The 14,983-nt window shown below is 68.5% G+C and carries 15 protein-coding genes; 10 read left to right on the top strand and 5 right to left on the bottom strand.

Annotation, left to right across the window (positions count from 1 at the left end; genetic code table 11):
- Positions 1-52: 52 nt before the first annotated feature.
- Positions 53-490, bottom strand: a complete 438-nt coding sequence (locus tag GONAM_RS18505; RefSeq protein WP_040536921.1) for a type II toxin-antitoxin system Rv0910 family toxin — start codon at positions 488-490, stop codon at positions 53-55.
- On the opposite strand from GONAM_RS18505, the gene GONAM_RS18500 reads away from it, so the two are divergent.
- A complete protein-coding gene (locus GONAM_RS18500) occupies positions 468-1,109 on the top strand; it encodes a DNA-3-methyladenine glycosylase (protein WP_006868284.1) in 642 nt (213 codons plus the stop codon). The two genes, GONAM_RS18505 and GONAM_RS18500, sit on opposite strands and share 23 nt — an antisense overlap.
- A gap of 8 nt (positions 1,110-1,117) precedes the next feature.
- Here the strand turns inward: GONAM_RS18500 and GONAM_RS18495 are convergent, their stop codons facing one another.
- From GONAM_RS18495 to GONAM_RS18485, 3 genes are all read right to left on the bottom strand, one after another.
- Positions 1,118-1,378 (bottom strand): antitoxin, encoded by a 261-nt coding sequence (locus GONAM_RS18495; RefSeq protein ID WP_006868283.1) that lies wholly within the window; start codon positions 1,376-1,378, stop codon positions 1,118-1,120.
- A gap of 73 nt (positions 1,379-1,451) precedes the next feature.
- Positions 1,452-3,941: an HAD-IC family P-type ATPase gene (locus GONAM_RS18490; RefSeq protein WP_006868282.1), complete on the bottom strand. Its 2,490-nt coding sequence runs from the start codon at positions 3,939-3,941 to the stop codon at positions 1,452-1,454.
- Positions 3,938-5,122 carry an MBL fold metallo-hydrolase gene (locus GONAM_RS18485; RefSeq protein WP_006868281.1) on the bottom strand — a complete coding sequence of 395 codons (1,185 nt, stop codon included), beginning with the start codon at positions 5,120-5,122 and terminating at the stop codon, positions 3,938-3,940. Before GONAM_RS18485 ends, GONAM_RS18490 begins: the two co-directional genes overlap by 4 nt.
- 220 nt (positions 5,123-5,342) lie before the next feature.
- Between GONAM_RS18485 and GONAM_RS18480 the strand changes: the two genes are divergently transcribed.
- The 4 genes from GONAM_RS18480 to GONAM_RS18465 all read left to right on the top strand — a co-directional run bounded on the left by GONAM_RS18480 (position 5,343) and on the right by GONAM_RS18465 (position 9,746).
- Positions 5,343-5,957, top strand: a complete 615-nt coding sequence (locus GONAM_RS18480; protein WP_174310968.1) for a TetR/AcrR family transcriptional regulator — start codon at positions 5,343-5,345, stop codon at positions 5,955-5,957.
- Positions 5,941-7,236, top strand: a complete 1,296-nt coding sequence (locus GONAM_RS18475) for an alanine racemase (RefSeq protein WP_040536912.1) — start codon at positions 5,941-5,943, stop codon at positions 7,234-7,236. Before GONAM_RS18480 ends, GONAM_RS18475 begins: the two co-directional genes overlap by 17 nt.
- Positions 7,233-8,555 carry a D-arabinono-1,4-lactone oxidase gene (locus GONAM_RS18470; protein WP_006868278.1) on the top strand — a complete coding sequence of 441 codons (1,323 nt, stop codon included), beginning with the start codon at positions 7,233-7,235 and terminating at the stop codon, positions 8,553-8,555. The genes GONAM_RS18475 and GONAM_RS18470 overlap by 4 nt, the downstream gene beginning before the upstream one ends.
- An 81-nt stretch (positions 8,556-8,636) precedes the next feature.
- Positions 8,637-9,746 (top strand): XdhC family protein, encoded by a 1,110-nt coding sequence (locus tag GONAM_RS18465; RefSeq protein ID WP_006868277.1) that lies wholly within the window; start codon positions 8,637-8,639, stop codon positions 9,744-9,746.
- An 18-nt stretch (positions 9,747-9,764) separates the two neighbouring features.
- Here GONAM_RS18465 and GONAM_RS18460 read toward each other — a convergent pair whose 3' ends face one another.
- Positions 9,765-10,496 (bottom strand): enoyl-CoA hydratase, encoded by a 732-nt coding sequence (locus GONAM_RS18460; RefSeq protein WP_006868276.1) that lies wholly within the window; start codon positions 10,494-10,496, stop codon positions 9,765-9,767.
- Between the two features lie 54 nt (positions 10,497-10,550).
- Here GONAM_RS18460 and GONAM_RS18455 point away from each other — a divergent pair, with 54 nt between their 5' ends.
- The 5 genes from GONAM_RS18455 (at position 10,551) to GONAM_RS18435 (ending at position 14,856) form a co-directional block, all read left to right on the top strand.
- The gene (locus GONAM_RS18455; protein ID WP_006868275.1) at positions 10,551-11,726 is read left to right on the top strand and encodes an NAD(P)-binding domain-containing protein; all 1,176 of its coding nucleotides are present in this window, start codon (positions 10,551-10,553) and stop codon (positions 11,724-11,726) included.
- A gap of 79 nt (positions 11,727-11,805) precedes the next feature.
- Positions 11,806-12,120 carry a helix-turn-helix transcriptional regulator gene (locus tag GONAM_RS18450; protein WP_006868274.1) on the top strand — a complete coding sequence of 105 codons (315 nt, stop codon included), beginning with the start codon at positions 11,806-11,808 and terminating at the stop codon, positions 12,118-12,120.
- Positions 12,117-12,737: a hypothetical protein gene (locus GONAM_RS18445; protein WP_006868273.1), complete on the top strand. Its 621-nt coding sequence runs from the start codon at positions 12,117-12,119 to the stop codon at positions 12,735-12,737. The genes GONAM_RS18450 and GONAM_RS18445 overlap by 4 nt, the downstream gene beginning before the upstream one ends.
- Positions 12,734-13,630, top strand: a complete 897-nt coding sequence (locus GONAM_RS18440; protein ID WP_006868272.1) for an ABC transporter ATP-binding protein — start codon at positions 12,734-12,736, stop codon at positions 13,628-13,630. The genes GONAM_RS18445 and GONAM_RS18440 overlap by 4 nt, the downstream gene beginning before the upstream one ends.
- Positions 13,627-14,856, top strand: coding sequence for an ABC transporter permease (locus GONAM_RS18435; RefSeq protein ID WP_006868271.1), 1,230 nt, complete (start codon positions 13,627-13,629; stop codon positions 14,854-14,856). The genes GONAM_RS18440 and GONAM_RS18435 overlap by 4 nt, the downstream gene beginning before the upstream one ends.
- The last annotated feature ends 127 nt before the right edge of the window (positions 14,857-14,983 follow it).

Below are 14,983 nucleotides of genomic sequence, written 5' to 3'. Positions count from 1 at the left end.
GCAGCCGCGTCGGCGCGGCGGCGGATGTGCCCCGCGCGACGTCACGCTCGGGTCAGCTGAAGACCTCTCGGAATTGCTGCAGCGACTTTCGTAGATCCCCCGCTACCGCCAGGGCCGCGGTCTTACCCACGGGCCCGATCAGCGGCAACCCACCCAGATCAACAGTGAAGGTTACTTCCGATCCGCTCGAAGTGGGAACGATGCCCAGATCGAGCTTGGCCTTCACACCGCCTTTGCCGCTCCCCTTCAGCCGTACGTGCGACACCGGGTCGAACTTCTCGACGACCCAGTCGAAGCGGATCCTGGTGCCCTTGACGACGACGACCGAAGCGATCTTCGTGCCCTTGGCCAGGTCCTCGGAGGCCGGGATCGGGCTGCGCCAGGAGTCGTGGATCAGCAGCCACTCGTCGTACCGGGACAGGTCCGACGCGGCCGCCCAGGTATCTTCCGGAGACAGTTCAACCTCGATGGAGTCACTCGTCTTCGCCATGGTCCCAGAGCCTAGTGTCCGCACCTCCGACTCTCCCGCGCCGGTCGCCGATCAGGCCCGCGCGCTGCTCGGTGCGCACCTGACCGGCCACGGCGTGACGATCCAGGTCACCGAGGTGGAGGCCTATGCGGGCCCCGACGATCCCGCGTCGCATGCATACACGCGAACGGCACGATCGGAGATCATGTACGGCCCGCCGGGCCGGTTGTACGTGTACCGCATCCACGGCCACCACTGCGCCAACATAGTGGTGAGGGGGACGGGACCTGCGGCGGCGGTCCTGCTCCGAGCCGGCGAGGTGGTCGACGGGGTGGAGCTGGCACGTGCCCGACGCGGGGCCGCGCGCTCGACGCCGGTGTCCGACGACCGGCTCGCCAGCGGTCCCGGGAACCTGTGCCGCGCCCTCGGGATCACCATGGCCGACCTCGGCACCGATCTCGCCGATCCGGACATGCCTGTGACTCTCGACACATCTCGGCGCGGACCGCTCCCGGATCTGCCGGTGGCCGCCGGACCGCGCGTCGGCGTTCGACGCGCGGCTGACCTGGCGTGGCGGTTCTTCTTCGACGGCCACCCGACGGTGTCGGGGTATCGCCGTCACCCGCGGGCGGGTGCCTGACCTGCTACCTACTGCGGGTTCTGCGGGTTTCGAGGTTGCGGACTCTGCTGGCCCGGCAACGCCTCCCCGGGGTTGGCGGGCGGCGTCTGTCCCTGAGTGCCCTGTCCCGGCGCGCCGACGGCCTTCCGCACTGCGTCCTGCGCCTTGTCGACCTGACCCGAGTACTTGTTCTTGGTGACCTTGTCGATCGCGTCGCCGCCCTTGTCGATCAGGGTCGGGTTCTTCTGCAGCGCGGCCCTGGCCTTGTTGACGAGTCCCTTGAGATCCATGACGTCTCCTGTGTCGACGAGCCGGACTTCTTCCGGCAACTCGCCGCAGAGTTTAGTCGCCGGCACGGCGTCGTCACACAGCCGACGCCTCGCCCACCTCAACCGAGTGTTCCGCGGGCGAACCGTGGCTCGCGATCCACCGCGGCACGACCCGTGAAACCGCTTCCACGAGCACGATTCCGACGGCCGCCGAGGTGAGTGCGACCGAGTTCATCGTCCAGTTCGACGAATCGAGGTGGAAGAGGTCCTGGGTGAACGGCCACGCGAAGATCAGCACGTAGGCACCGGCGGAGACGGCGAGCAGGAGAACCTTCCACCAGTTGTACGGCCGCGCGACCACGGCGAGGACGTAGACCGCGATCGCGATGAGCGTCATCAGCGACGCGGTGGCCGCCTGGGTCTGTGCCGGCGACAGGTCGACGGCGTCGCCGCCGACCTCCACTCCCGGACCGCCCGGATTGACGATCACGTAGGTGACGAAGGTGCACAGACCGACGATGATGCCGTTGGGTACCGCTTGCAGCAGGACCCGCCGCACGAAACCGCGGCGGGCGCGCTCGTTGTTGGGCGCCAGCGACAGCACGAAGGCGGGGATTCCGATGGTGAACCACGCCGAGATCGTCACGTGGATCGGCTGGAACGGGTAGCTCAGCGGATCCGAGTCGAACAGCCTGCCCAGCACGCCGCCGACACCGACGAACAGCGCCAGCAGCACCGCATACACCGTTTTGGTGAGGAACAGGTTGGAGACGCGTTCGATGTTGCCGATGACCCGGCGGCCTTCGCCCACCACATAAGGCAGGGTGGCGAACTTGTTGTCCAGCAACACGATCTGGGCCACCGACCGGGCAGCCGAACTGCCCGACCCCATCGCGACGCCGATGTCGGCGTCCTTGAGTGCGAGCACGTCGTTGACGCCGTCGCCGGTCATCGCCACGGTGTTGTCCCGCGACTGCAACGCCTTGACCATGGCGCGTTTCTGATCGGGACGGACGCGTCCGAAGGTGATGCCGTGTTCGACGACGTCGGCCAGTTCGCCCTCCTCCTCGGGCAGCTTGCGCGCGTCGACGGAGGTGTCGGCCGAGCCGAGTCCGAGCGATTCGGCGACCGCACCGACGGAGCGGGCGTTGTCACCGGAGATCACCTTGACCGCGACGTGCTGCTGTTCGAAGTAGTCGATGGTGCCGCGCGCGTCGGGTCGGACCCGCTGTTCGAGCACGACGAGCCCGACCGGTGTCACGGCGCCGGGGGCGACGACGCCGTCGGCGGGTTCGGTGTCGACGGGGACGTCGGTGCGTGCGAGCAGCAGCACGCGCAGTCCGGTGGCACCGATGTCGGAGGCCAGCTGGGCGGTGTCCCCCGCGGGGTCGAGCAACACGTCGGGTGCGCCGATCAGCCAGTTGCCCACGTCGGCGCCGGCCTCGTCGACGAACGAGATCCCGCTCCACTTGGTGGCCGAGGTGAACGGCTTGATCGCGGACACCGTCCACGACGGCGGGGTCGGGTATGCCTCGGCGACAGCGATCATGCTCGCGTTGGGGCGCGGATCGTGGGCGGCCAGCGCGGCGAGCACCTCACCGGCGAGCTCCGGCGAATCATTGCCGACGACGCGCAGTTCGGAGAGCCGCATGCCGTTCTCGGTGAGGGTGCCGGTCTTGTCGGCGCACACGACGTTGACGCGGGCCAGACCCTCGATCGCGGGGAGCTCGTTGACGAGGCATTGCCGCTGACCGAGGCGCACGACGCCGACGGCGAAGGCGATCGAGGTCATCAGGACCAGCCCCTCGGGGACCATCGGCACCAGCGCGGCGACCATGCCCAGCAGTGCCTGCTTGAGCCCGTTCTCGCTGATGAACAGCTGGTTGACGATGGTCAGGATGCCGGCGGGGATGAGCAGCCAGGTGATGACCCGCAGGATCTGGTCGATTCCCGAACGGAGTTCGGAGGAGACCAGGGTGAACTTCGAGGCCTCGGCCGCGAGCTGCGCGGCGTACGCATCGGCACCGACCTTGGTCGCCCGGTAGGCGCCGCCACCGGCGACCACGAAGCTGCCGGACATGACCTGCGCGCCCGGGTCCTTGTCGATCGGATCGGCCTCACCGGTCAGCAGCGACTCGTCGACGTCGAGTGCGGTGGCCTCGATGACCTCGCCGTCGACGACGATCTGGTCGCCGGCGCCGATCTCGATGATGTCGTCGAGCACGACCTCGTCGGGCGCCACCTCCACGACCTCACCGTCGCGCCGGACCCGCGGCCGGGTCTGGCCGACGATGGCGAGCTTGTCGAGGGTGCGCTTGGCGCGGATCTCCTGGACGATGCCGATCGTCGAGTTGGCGATGATCAGCAGACCGAACAGACCGTTGATGAGCGAGCCGGTGAACGCGACGATGGCGAACAGGACACCGAGGATCGCGTTGATGCGCGTGAAGACGTTGGCGCGCACGATGTCCGCCACGCTTCGGCCCGAACGGTCGGGCATGGAGTTGACCTTGCCCTCGGCGACCCGCTGGGCCACCTCTGCCGCGCTGAGACCCGGCTCGATCGTCTCCGCCGTGGTGCTCACGCCGAAACCTCCCACCAACTCGGATGCGCCACACCGGTTCCGGTGCGGTGTTCGAGGTCGATCGAACCACCGGGCTGTGGGACGAGCACAGTCGGGTCGCCGTGGCGTGAGGCTGCGCGCAGCCGCGCGATCGGCTCACCCCAGGGGTGGCGGGCGAGATTGAAGGTGCCCCAGTGGATCGGGATCATCACCGAATCGGCCCCGGACCCCGGCGACACCAGCCGGTGCACCGACAACGCTTCCTCGGGATTCACGTGGATGTCGGGCCACATGACGTCGTAGGCGCCGACGGCGATCAGCGTCAGGTCGAAGGGACCGAGCTTCGCTCCGAGATCCTCGAATCGTTCGGTGTGGCCGGTGTCGCCGGAGAAGAAGACCCGGTGGGTGTGGCCGGCGATCGCCCAGCTCCCCCATTGCGTGAGGTTGCGTGCCAGCCACCGTCCGGAGAAGTGGCGTGCCGGGCCGCAGGTGAACCGCAGCTCACCACCACGGGTGGCGACGACGATCTCGTCCCACCAATCCGCCTGCCGGATACGGTCTTCGGCGATCCCCCAGGCCATGAGGTGTGCGGCGACGCCGATCGTCGTGACGAACACGGCCTCGGGTTGGGTCGCCGCGATGGTGGTGACCGTGTCCATGTCGAGGTGGTCGTAGTGGTCGTGGCTGATCACCACGACGTCGATCGGGGGCAGCTGACGGGCCGACAGCGGGGCCGCGTGCATGCGCCCCGGGCCGACGAGCTGACTCGGCGAACAGCGCCGGCTCAGGACCGGGTCGGTGATGATGCGCGCGCCGTCGATGTCGACGATGGCGGTGGCGTGTCCGAGCCAGGTGACGGCGAGGGGCGACGGGGCGTCGAAGGTCGGGACGGTGACCATCACCGGCCGTCGGGGCCGGCCCGGGCGGCGTGCCATGTCGGCGAGTACCTGCCGGTCCGGGGTGATGGACCCCTCCGGCGGCTCGGGGTTGTCGAAGACCCCGTCTCGCAGGTGCGGGGATGTGCGGACATGCGGCACGATCTCCTCGCGGGTGGCGCCGAGTGCACGTGCCGGGCCGAGACCACCGGCGGCGAGCCGTTCGGCCACCGCGTCGGCCATCATCACCCCGGCCGATGTCACCCGCCCGAGGACCCGCGAGGTCGCGTCGGGGCCGGTTCTTTCGGAGTTCGTGGTCACGTCCACACAGTAATCCGATCGGGTGGGGTTCGACGCGAAGCACGACGGCGTCGGTTCGGAAGCCTCTCACGGCGACCGTCGAGTTGTGAGCAACGGTGAACATCGGCACGTTTTTGGGTGATGAACCGCGCAAACGCCGACAACGGCACTGGTAGGCTGCGGCGAACATTGTCCACCGCACATGCGCAGGCGCATGTTGGCCAAGGGGTTGACCATCGTGCCACGGATGTCCGTCGAACAGCGTCGAAGCGCGCTCATCGAGTCGGCCTACCGCGTGATAGCCGATCACGGTGTGGAAGGTGCCACCACCCGCCGGATCTGCGCTCACGCCGGGATGCCACTCGCGAGTTTCCATTACGCGTTCGAGAGCCGCACAGCACTGCTGTGCGCGGTGATGGAGCAGGCGGTGCCCCACGACATCGAGCGGATGCTGCACACCGTGCTGCCGGCCGCCGAGTACGGCGACACCTTCACGCTCGAGGTGATCCGGGACAACATGGAGCGGCAGTTCCATGCGTTCTACGACCTGCTGAAGGCCGATCCCGGCCGGATGCAGGCGGGTATAGCGCTGGGCATCTACGCGCACAATCACCCGGAGCTACAGCAGGTCGGACACGCCATGTACGGGGAGTTGTACCGGATCGCCACGGCCGGACTGCAGGCCATCACCGACCATGCCCCGGTGTCCTTCACCCGTCCGGTGGAGGAACTCGGCCCGTTCGTCATCGCCGCCACCAACGCGATCACGCTGACCTTCCTGAGCACCGGTGACGACAAGGTGATCAGCTCGATCATCACCGCGGTCTCCGACCAGCTCTTCACCTATGTCAGGCTCGACTGAGCGTCCCACCCATGGATCGTCGTCGATCGGGGAGTTCGACGACGGACTGTGGGTGAACGACCCCGAGCAGTACTGGGCGTCAATCGATTCCGCGGTACGCGAGGCTGGCCTCGACGCCCCGGTCCTCGCCCTCGACCGGGCAGCGCTCGAGCACAACGCGGCCGATCTGTTGCGGCGCTCCGCCGGTGTCCCGATCCGGATCGCCAGCAAGTCCCTCCGGGTGCGTTCGGTGATCGCCGACCTCGCCGGTCGTCCCGGCTTCCACGGTGTGCTCGCCTACGATCTCGCCGAAGCACACTGGCTGGCGACGACCTCGGGCATCGACGACATCCTCATCGGTTATCCGAGCGTCCGCCGGGAAGCACTGGCAGCCTTCGTCTCCGACGAGGCGGCGACGAGTCGCGTGAGCCTGCTCGTCGACTCGGTCGAGCAGCTCGACATCATCGACGCCGTCGCCCCACCCGCCGCACGACGACCGATCCGTGTGGCCATCGACCTCGATGCGTCGTACCGGCTCCTCGGCGGTCGGGTCCACATCGGCGTCCGCCGATCCCCGGTCCATTCGCGACGCGACGTGCTCGACCTCGCCCGGACCATCGTCGCGCGGAACGGTTTCGACCTGGTCGGGGTGATGTCGTACGAGGCGCAGGTCGCCGGCGTCGCCGACGCGGTACCCGGGAAGGCCGTCGTCAACCGGGCGGTCGGGATGATGCAGCGCCGGTCGATGGCCGAGCTGCGTCGCCGGCGCGGGAAGGTCATCGGCGAGCTGCGGGAGATCGCCGACCTGGAATTCGTCAACGGCGGCGGCACCGGCTCCCTGGAGGAGACCGCCCGCGACCGGTCCGTCACCGACATCGCCGCGGGCAGCGGCCTTTTCGGTGGCCACCTGTTCGACGGGTACGCCCGGTTCCGCCCGGCACCCGCGCTGTCGTTCGGACTCGACGTCGTCCGTCGCCCCGCCCGCGGCATCGTCACCTGCGCCGGCGGTGGCTGGATCGCTTCCGGACCGCCCGCGCCCGATCGCCTCCCGAAACCCGTGTGGCCGAGCGGACTCGAATTCGTCGGCACCGAGGCCGCCGGCGAGGTGCAGACCCCGCTGCGCGGCGAGGCTGCGCAGGGCATCGCGATCGGCGATCGAGTATGGTTCCGGCACACCAAGTCCGGCGAGGTCTGCGAACGTGCCCGGGACGTCGCGATCATCGACCGCGACGACGCCGGTCACGCGGTGGTCGGCGAGGTCGTGCCCACCTACCGAGGCGAAGGGAATTGCTTTCTGTGAGCGGGACGTCGACCACTGCCGGGCACAGCTGGCGCAACTGGGGTGGCACCGCGTCGTGCACACCGAGCCGCGTGCTCCGTCCGACTAGTGTGGGCGCCATCGCCGACATCGTGCGGGAGACCGCCGAGCGGGGCGGCACGGTCAAGACCGTCGGCGCCGGACACAGCTTCTCCCCCATCGCCGTCGCCGACGACGTCCAGCTCGAACTGTCCGGTCTGCGCGGCTTGGCCGGCGCCGACGGCCACCGCGTGACGCTGCACGCGGGCACCCACCTGCACGAGATCCCCGCGCTCCTGGCACCGCGGGGTCTCGCGATGGCCAACCTCGGTGACGTCGACCGGCAGACCATCGCAGGCGCGACCTCCACCGGAACCCACGGCACCGGACTGGCGTTCGGCGGCATCAGCACGCAGGTCGCGGGCGTCACACTCGTGAACGGCAAGAGCGAGATCGTGACCATCGGTCCCGAGGATCCCGAACTCCGCGCTGCCGCCCTGGGTCTCGGCGCACTCGGGGTCGTCGTCGAGATCACGCTCGACTGCGTCGACAACTTCCGGCTGCATGCCGCCGAGGGCCCGGCCACCGCGGACGATGCGATCGCCGGGTTCCTCGACCGTGTCGTCTCGTCGGACCATCACGAGTTCTACCTTTTCCCACACACCAATTGCGCACTCGTGAAGACCAACACTCGGCTCGGGACGGATGCGCCGATCACCGGACCGTCGCGGTTCCGCCGGTACGTCGACGACGAGCTGTTGAGCAACAAGGTCTTTCGCGTGCTGTGCGAGGTCGGGGTCCGCGCGCCGCGCCTGATCCCCGCCATCAACCAGGTTGCCGGCCGCAGCCTGTCGTCCCGCGAACTCACCGACACGTCGACCAAGATCTTCGTCTCCGACCGTGATGTGCGCTTCCGCGAGATGGAGTACTCGATCCCCCTCGAGGACGTCCCGGCGGCTCTGAGCGAGATCCGCGCGCTGCTGGACCGCCGCAAGTACCGGGTCAGCTTCCCCATCGAGGTACGTGCCGCCGCGGCCGACGACCTGATGCTCTCCACCGCCACCGGACGGCGCAGCGGCTACATCGCCGTCCACCGCTACCACCGCGACGACCCGGCCGAATCCGCCGCGTACTTCGCCGACGTCGAAGCGATCCTCACCGGTTTCGGCGGACGCCCCCATTGGGGCAAGATGCACACCCGCGACGCGGAGTACCTGCGCAGCGTCTACCCGCGCTTCGACGAGTTCCGCGCGGTGCGAGACCGGTTCGACCCGTCGCGCGTGTTCGCGAACGACTACCTGCGGCGGGTGCTGGGCGACTAGCAGGCACCTCTGCACAGGTGTCGGCGTCGCCGCCACCAGCCCATCTGGCCCGGCCGGGCGCCATCTGGTCAACTGGAGTGCATGCGCGACATCCTGCCCGACCTGCTCGCCGTCCTCGACGGCGCCGACGCACGTCCCGTGGCGCTGTGTCGGGTCATCTCGACGTCCGGGTCGGCACCGCGCGAGGTCGGGGCGTCGATGGTCGTCACGCAGGACGACACCGTGATCGGCTCGGTCTCCGGCGGGTGCGTCGAATCGGCCCTGGTCCACACTGCGCAGCAGGTGCTCGAGGACGGGCTCGCCGTCGTCGAGCAGTTCGGCATCGAGGACGCTCGTGATCCCGCGCCCGGCCTCACCTGCGGCGGCCAGATCGACGTCGTCGTCGAACGGATCGAACCCACGCCGGAACGACTGGGGCAACTCCGACGCCTCGCCGACGCACTCGCGGACGATGAACCGATCGCCGTCGCCACGACGCTGAACGCCCACCCGGACTGGTACGTCGCGACCGAGACCTCCCGGCCGCCGTGGCGACGGCTCGACCACGACGTCGCCGACATGCTCGAGACCGGTCGCACCGGCGTGATCGGCGTCGACGACTGCGAGGCCACCGATCCCGCTGCGCCGACCGAGGACCGGCCACGCACCTTCGTGCAGACCTTCGCCCCGCCGGCGCGTCTGATCCTGGTGGGCGCCAACGACTTCGTACGCGCACTCAGTTCGCTGGGTTCGACGCTCGGGATGCGGGTGACCGTCGTCGACGCGCGGCCCGTGTTCGCGACACCAGAACGCTTCCCCGACGCCGACGAGGTGATCGTCGGCTGGCCCGATCGCTATCTCGCCGAACAGATCCGGGACCGGCAGATCCGCTCGACCACAGCGCTGTGCGTGATGACCCACGACACCAAGTTCGACGTTCCGACACTCCGCACCGCCCTGCAGTCACCGACCTTCGGTTTCGTCGGCGCACTCGGGTCACGCCGGACCGCGGCGGATCGCGACGAACGCCTCCGCGCGGAGGGCGTCGACGAGACACAGCTGTCGCGTCTGCGTTCACCCTTGGGACTCGATCTCGGCGGTCACACACCGGCCGAGGTCGCCGTTGCGATCGCGGCCCAACTCATCGCGGAAAGGCATGGCGCCCAGGCCGTCCCGCTGCACCAGGGCACCGGGCCCATCCACCGGCGCTGAACCGGCCGAGTGCGTGTGTCAGTGCCCGACGAACTTCGGCGGCCGCTTCTCGTTGCGCGCGGCGCGCCCCTCGGCCATGTCGTCGCTCTGCCAGGCGCGCACCATCGCGGCGACCCGGTCCTCGGGTGCGGTGTCGCGGGCGCCGTCGCCGTTGAGGACCAGCTTGTAGTGCTGCAGAGTGAGCGGCGCGAGGTCGGCGATGGTGGCCGCCCAGTGCTGGGCGTCGGCGAGATCGCCGATGCGGTTGGCGAATCCGAGGGTGTGGGCACGGTCGGCGTTCAGCGGGTCACAACCGATGAGCATGCCGCGCGCCTGTCCGGCACCGACCAGTGAGACGAGCCGACGGATGGTCCACTCGTCCACGGCGACACCGAGTTTGGCGGCCGGGATCGCAGCTATTGCATCGGGTGCCATCACGCGGAGGTCGGCGGCCATCGCCAGCTGGAGGCCACCGCCGATCGCGGAACCGTTGAGAGCGGCGATGACCGGAACCGGCGTCGACTCGATGCGGTGCAGCGTGGATACGAGCTTGTCGAGGAAGCCGGGGTCGTAGACCGGGCCGGACAGGTCGGCCCCCGCACTGAACACCGGTCCGCGCCCGGTTATCACGATGGCCCGCGCACCGGCCTCGGTCGCGGCATCGAAGGCATCGGCCAGCCCGCTCAGCATCTCCTCGTTGAGGGCGTTGCGCTTGTCGACCCGATCGAGCTCGATGGTGACAACGGCGCCGTCGGTGGTGGAGTGGATCATGGGGGCCAAGCCTACCGATGACACTGTCGGGCCGAGTCGTGACAGGGTGGTGAGGTGCCGAACACCACGCCGAGCAGCACCGCACCGGGCAGCGCCCTCCAAGTCGACGGGACCGACTCGGACGCGGTCGACGTCGAGGCCCACTCGGACGTCCTGATCATCGGCGGCGGGCAGGCAGCCCTGTCGTCGGCCTACTTCCTGCACCGCTTCGGCCTCGGCGACCGGTATCAGATGCTCGACCACGCGCCCGGCCCCGGCGGCGCCTGGCAGTTCCGCTGGCCGACGCTGACCCTCGCCACCGCCAATCGGGTGCACGACCTCCCCGGGTGGGGCATCGTCGAAGCGCTCGGCCTCGACTGCGACCAGCTACCCGCGGCCACCGCGGTCCCCGAGTACTTCGGCCGCTACGAGGAGAAGTTCGGCCTGAACGTCCATCGGCCGGTACACGTTCGGGCGGTCCGACGGGAGGGCGAGGGGTTCGGTGTCGAGCTGGCCGACGGCCGCAACCTGACCACGAACGTCATCATCAACGCCACCGGCACGTGGGACCGGCCGTTCATCCCGCACATCCCCGGCGCCGCCGACTTCCGAGGGCGCCAGCTGCACACGCACGACTACACGTCCCCGGCGGAGTTCGCCGGCAAGCGGGTCCTCGTGGTGGGTGCCGGGATCTCGGCGATTCAGCTGCTCATCGAGATCGCCCGCGAAGCGCCCGGCGTCGAGACGTTCTGGTGCTCGCGACGCGAACCGGTCTTCAGCACCGAACCGTTCACGCCCGAGCAGGGACGAGAGGCCGTCGCACGCGTCGAGCGCCGTGTCCGCGCGGGACTGCCCCCGACGTCGGTTGTCTCGGTGACCGGCCTCGCCCTGACACCTGCGATCGCCGCGGCCCAGCGCGACGGCATCCTGTCGTGGCGCCCGATGTTCACCCGCATCACCGAGACCGGCGTCTGTTGGGACTGCGGCCCCGCGGGTGGCGAGCATCTGGACCTGGACGTCATCTTCTGGAACACCGGCTTCCGCAGTTCACTCGATCACCTGGCGCCGCTGCGGCTGCGCGCACCGGGTGGCGGCATCACCATGACCGGTCGCCTCGCAACGGTCGTCGAGGCCGATCCCCGTATCCAGCTGATCGGGTACGGCCCGTCGGCGTCGACGATCGGGGCCAACCGAGCCGGCCGGGAAGCCGCGAGAGTGGCTGCCGACCTCCTGGAAGTCGCCTCTCACTGACCCATCACCACCACGACGGTGCGGCCGTCGGTGTTATTGGGGATTGACAGATTGTTGTGTTTTCCCAACACTTGGTGGCGTGAGTCCAATACGCCGTGGGGAAAAGCTTCCCATCTACAACCGCATCGGCGTCCTGCGTGCGGAACGGCAGATGTCGCGGGCCGAGCTCGCGACACTCGTCGGCATCAACGTCCAGTCCGTCGGTGCCCTCGAGCGGGGCGACAACTACCCCAGCCTCGACCTCGCCTTCCGCATCTGCGACGTCTTCGACCTTCCTGTCGAAGCCGTGTTCAGCCGAACCCCGTTCGGCGCCATGTCGGCCGAGCTCTACCGGCGTGACACGCGCCCGGCCCCGAACGACTCACCCAGCAACGACACCGGAGGTGACCGATGAACGACCCGAACTCGGCGTTCCCCGAGGCGGCGAAACCCGAGGTCTGGCGCCGTTACGAGAACTGGCGGGGACGTCGACACGAAGAGTTCAACGCCAAGCACGCCCATCGCCTGACCACGTGGCGTAACCAGCGCGCATACCGGCGACTGGTGATCACACTGCTGTGCGCCCTGGTCTTCATCATCGCCAGCTCATTCCTGGCCTTCCGGTCGTCGGGATGGTTCCTGCTGCCGTTCGGCATCGGCCTGGTCTCGGTCATCACCATCCAGATCGCGCTGCGTATCGTCACCGGCTCCATCGCCGACGCGCCGGTGTCCGCGCTCGACGAGATCCAGCTGGCCCAACGCAATTCGGCGCGATCCTTCGGCTTCTTCGTGCTCTACGCGGTGATGTTCATCCCGTACTTCGTCCTCGTCGGGATCAGCATGCGCGACGAGGTGCCCGGCCAGTGGGTCTACGGCAGCGCCATCCTGCTGATCTCCCTGGTACTAACCGCGATCTGCGTGCCCAACATGCTGATCGCCTGGTGGATGGCCGATCCCGACCCGGAAGACCTGATCGAACCCCCACAGACACCCTCCGACACCGCCACCGGCGGAAAGGAACGTGACTCATGAACGCACCACTCATCGTCGACGGATTACACAAGCGCTACGGGGATCTGGTCGCGCTGCGCGACATGACCTTTCACGTCGAACCCGGCGAGATCTTCGGCTTCGTGGGCAGCAACGGCGCCGGCAAGTCGACCACCATGCGCATCATCCTCGGAGTTCTCTCCGCCGACGCCGGCGTGGTCCGGCTCGGCGAGCGCCCCATCGACCTCGACCTCCGTCGTCGGATCGGATACATGCCCGAGGAACGCGGCCTCTATCCGAAGATGAAGGTCGGCGAACAACTCACCTTCCTCGCGAAACTCCACGGCATGGACACTGCGGAGGCCGAGGAGTCGGTGGAACGATGGACCGAACGCCTCGGCGTCGGCAGCCGGTACGACGACAACGTCGCCGACCTCAGCCTCGGCAATCAGCAGCGCGTCCAGCTCGCCGCCGCGCTCGTCCACGACCCCCGGGTGCTGGTGCTCGACGAGCCGTTCTCCGGCCTCGACCCGGTCGCCGTCGACGTCATGAGCGATGTGCTCAAAGAAAAGGCCGCGGAGGGTATCCCGGTCATCTTCTCCTCGCATCAGCTCGATCTGGTGCAACGACTGTGCGACCGAGTCGGCATCGTCGTGCGCGGCGAGATGCGTGCCCTGGGCACGGTCGAGGCCCTGCGTTCCCGCGACGGCATCACCCTCGAAGTCACCGGTCCCCGTGCCGACGTCGCCTGGGCCGACGCACTCCCCGGTGTCCGCGAGGCCGCCTACGGCGAGACCACCCGCCTCCTCGTCGACCCGGTTGTGGTCGATGACCAGCAGATCCTGGCCGCAGCACTCGACCACGGTCCGGTCCACCGCTTCACGACGTCCACCCCGTCCCTCACCGACATGTTCCGAGAGGTCGTTTCGGCATGACCACACTGCACGACAGCCCCACCACGACACCGGCCCCATCAGCCAAGGCCTCGGCCGCGCAGGCCATCCGGCTCGTCGCCGAACGCGAGATCACCACACGGGCCAAGACCCGCTCGTTCGTCGTCAGCACCGCCCTGCTGATGGTCGTGATCATCGTCGGCGCCGTCCTCATCAACCTGTTCGCCGGCGGCGAGGACGTCGAGAAGGTCGCGGTGGTCGGCCAACCGGCAGCGATCACCGAATCGATCGTCGCGGTCGGCGACTCCGCCGGTACGTCCATCGCGACCGAGCCTGTGGACACCGTCGAGCAGGCCCGCGCCAAGGTCGCCGACGGTGACGTCGCGGCGGCACTCGTGCCGGGTGACACCCCCGGGTCGTACGTGATCCTGAGCAAGGACAGCGCCGACCCCGCTGTCGAAGGCCCCATCCGGACCGCGGTGTCGCAAGTAGGCCTCAACGACGCACTCGCGGCACGAGGCGTCGATGCGGCGTCGCTGCCCGCCGTGGACATCTCGGTGACGCAACTCGACCCGGCGCGCCCGGATGAGGGAGAACGGCTTGTCATCGCATTGGTCGGCGTCATCCTGCTGATCACGGCGATCATGATGGGCGGCACGATGGTGGCCGTCGGCGTCGTCGAGGAGAAGACCTCCCGGGTCGTCGAACTGCTGCTTGCAACGATCAAGCCGCTGCACCTGCTGTGGGGCAAGATCATCGGCATCGGTGCGGTGGCTCTCACTCAAGTCGTGTTGCTCGGTGCGACGGCACTGATCGCCGGCACCGCAACCGGAATCCTCACGCTGCCCGGAGCCGCGGTCGGCATGTTTGCGGCCGTCATCGCCTGGTTCGTGCTCGGTTTCCTGTTCTTCGCGTCCCTCTACGCTGCGACCGGCGCGATCGTGTCCCGCCAGGAGGAACTGAGCTCGGCATCGTTCCCGTTGACCGTTCTCGCGATGGGCGTGATGTACGCCGGCATCTTCGGTGTGCAGGCGCTCGATTCGACCCTCATCAAGACCCTCAGCTGGATTCCACCGTTCAGCGCGGCGCTCATGCCGATGCGGATCGCCAGCGGCGACACCAACACCCTCCAGATCGTGCTCACGTTTGTGCTGATGGCGGCTGTCTGTGCGCTCGCCACCTGGGTTGCAGCACGCATCTATCAGCGCTCGATCCTCCGTACCGGCTCCCGCCTGGGCTGGGGTGAGGTGCTCAAGCTCGCTCGCTGACAGAGACGACGAATGCCCCGTGACCAGAAGGTCGCGGGGCATTCTCATTGTCTGTGGTGTGCCGGCCGGCGCGGGGATTTTGTAGAAGTTGTGCGCGCTATAGCCGCACTGTTTCTACATCCTCGCC

The sequence above is a fragment of the Gordonia namibiensis NBRC 108229 genome, from assembly GCF_000298235.1.
GTDB classification, from domain to species: domain Bacteria; phylum Actinomycetota; class Actinomycetes; order Mycobacteriales; family Mycobacteriaceae; genus Gordonia; species Gordonia namibiensis.
The sequence above is the reverse complement of the archived record's forward strand: the minus strand, read 5'-3'. Positions and strand labels throughout refer to the sequence as shown.

What these genes read in the sequence shown, in the direction of transcription:
- GONAM_RS18445 (WP_006868273.1), top strand. Translation starts at nt 12,117, where the DNA reads ATGAACGACCCGAACTCGGCGTTCCCCGAGGCGGCGAAACCCGAGGTC.
- GONAM_RS18440 (WP_006868272.1), top strand. Translation starts at nt 12,734, where the DNA reads ATGAACGCACCACTCATCGTCGACGGATTACACAAGCGCTACGGGGAT.
- GONAM_RS18495 (WP_006868283.1), bottom strand. Translation starts at nt 1,378, where the DNA reads ATGGATCTCAAGGGACTCGTCAACAAGGCCAGGGCCGCGCTGCAGAAG.
- GONAM_RS18460 (WP_006868276.1), bottom strand. Translation starts at nt 10,496, where the DNA reads ATGATCCACTCCACCACCGACGGCGCCGTTGTCACCATCGAGCTCGAT.
- GONAM_RS18435 (WP_006868271.1), top strand. Translation starts at nt 13,627, where the DNA reads ATGACCACACTGCACGACAGCCCCACCACGACACCGGCCCCATCAGCC.
- GONAM_RS18480 (WP_174310968.1), top strand. Translation starts at nt 5,343, where the DNA reads ATGTCCGTCGAACAGCGTCGAAGCGCGCTCATCGAGTCGGCCTACCGC.
- GONAM_RS18505 (WP_040536921.1), bottom strand. Translation starts at nt 490, where the DNA reads ATGGCGAAGACGAGTGACTCCATCGAGGTTGAACTGTCTCCGGAAGAT.
- GONAM_RS18500 (WP_006868284.1), top strand. Translation starts at nt 468, where the DNA reads ATGGAGTCACTCGTCTTCGCCATGGTCCCAGAGCCTAGTGTCCGCACC.
- GONAM_RS18465 (WP_006868277.1), top strand. Translation starts at nt 8,637, where the DNA reads ATGCGCGACATCCTGCCCGACCTGCTCGCCGTCCTCGACGGCGCCGAC.
- GONAM_RS18475 (WP_040536912.1), top strand. Translation starts at nt 5,941, where the DNA reads ATGTCAGGCTCGACTGAGCGTCCCACCCATGGATCGTCGTCGATCGGG.